Source organism: Candidatus Obscuribacterales bacterium (assembly GCA_036703605.1).
Lineage (GTDB): Bacteria > Cyanobacteriota > Cyanobacteriia > RECH01 > RECH01 > RECH01.
Genome location: DATNRH010000797.1, coordinates 1 through 1,324, shown reverse-complemented (window position 1 = coordinate 1,324; position 1,324 = coordinate 1). Strand labels below are relative to the sequence as shown.

At 56.8% G+C, this 1,324-nt stretch carries 1 protein-coding gene and 1 tRNA gene; one reads left to right on the top strand and one right to left on the bottom strand.

Annotated elements, in window-relative coordinates:
• The first annotated feature begins 41 nt into the window (after nt 1-41).
• Nucleotides 42-112: transfer RNA gene (locus tag V6D20_16620), tRNA-Gly, on the top strand.
• A gap of 466 nt (nt 113-578) precedes the next feature.
• Here V6D20_16620 and V6D20_16615 read toward each other — a convergent pair.
• Nucleotides 579-1,324 (bottom strand): peptidoglycan-binding domain-containing protein (locus V6D20_16615; GenBank protein HEY9817403.1); only part of this gene is annotated, 746 nt, incomplete at its 5' end.

Genomic DNA, 1,324 nt, shown 5'->3' with positions numbered 1-1,324 from the left:
ATCTGGTTCATGTTAGTATAGCCAAGCTATGGGTTACCCATGCGGGTGTAGTTTAGTGGTAAAACCTCAGCCTTCCAAGCTGATGATGGGGGTTCGATTCCCCCCACCCGCTTTAGAACCTTGACGAAAAACCTCAGCCTGTTCTTGGCTAAGCCTTATGAAGGTTTGAGTCCTCCTAGCTACATACCATATACCTCAACCTCGGCAAAGCCTCTGCCAACAGAAGGTTGGGGAAGAAAATTTGTGAAGAGGCGTTGAGGTTGGGGTTTTAGAGTAAATAACTGGCGTTGCTGAATCGCGATAGGAATGTTCACTAACGAACTGTAAGCGAGACGCCCACACTCGCAATTCATGACAACCTAAGGTGGTGTGAGCTATCTTGCTTCGATGCCAATGTCATATCTTTATTCAGCAACATCGAATAACTTGGTACGGCTAAAGGTTGCAATGAATGGCGTGTTCATCGGAGTTGATAGGACATTCCTGAACCCGTCTTGCAGGTTCTGCTTATTGTATGGACGCGGCTTCTAGACGCCAGCGTTGAGAGGCGGGTCAGTTAACCAGCCTGTGACCTAGGGCTAGTTGGCGGCACGAAAGAGCACAGTCCACGTCGCAGGGCCCACAATGCCATCGGGATCGAGGCGGTTGCGCCGCTGGATATCTTGCACCGCTGCTTGGGTCGCCGGGCCAAAAACACCGTCAATGGGGGCGCTGTATACGCCCAGAACTTGCAGCCGTTCCTGCAGCCGCTCCACAGCAGACCCTCGCATTCCCAAGCGCAGTACGGGGAGAGCGGCGGTGCTGGGAGCGATCGCTTCTTCCGCGGGCGCTTCCTCAGACGGTGCTGGCGCTGCTGATTCAGGCGGTGCCTCAGGAGAGGGCGTGGGGCTCGGAAACGGCACGGATGTGGGCGACGTCTCGTTAGGCTCGACAGGCTCAGCGGCTACTTGTCCATTAGGGCTGGGTAGGAGAGCAGCCCAAGTATTGGCCCCCATGACGCCATCGACCGTGAGTCCGGCGGCTTGCTGAAAGGTGGCCACAGCGATCGCTGTGCTGTCTTGATACTGCCCATCTACTGGGCCAGTGTAGTAGCCTAGCAGGGTTAGCATGGCTTGTACTTGGGCCACGGCCACACCTTGGCTGCCGAGTTGGAGAGTCGTCCGCTGCTGGGGCGATCGCTCCGTTCGCACGTCCGGCGGCGTGGATGGTGGGGATTGGGCGATCGCTGGAGTGCCTAGCATGGCCATCCCTAGCCCTAGCCCCAGAGCCAGCCAAGCTCGACTTGTCTGGAAGCCCCCTGCCGGGTGATTAGATAGGAAACCGT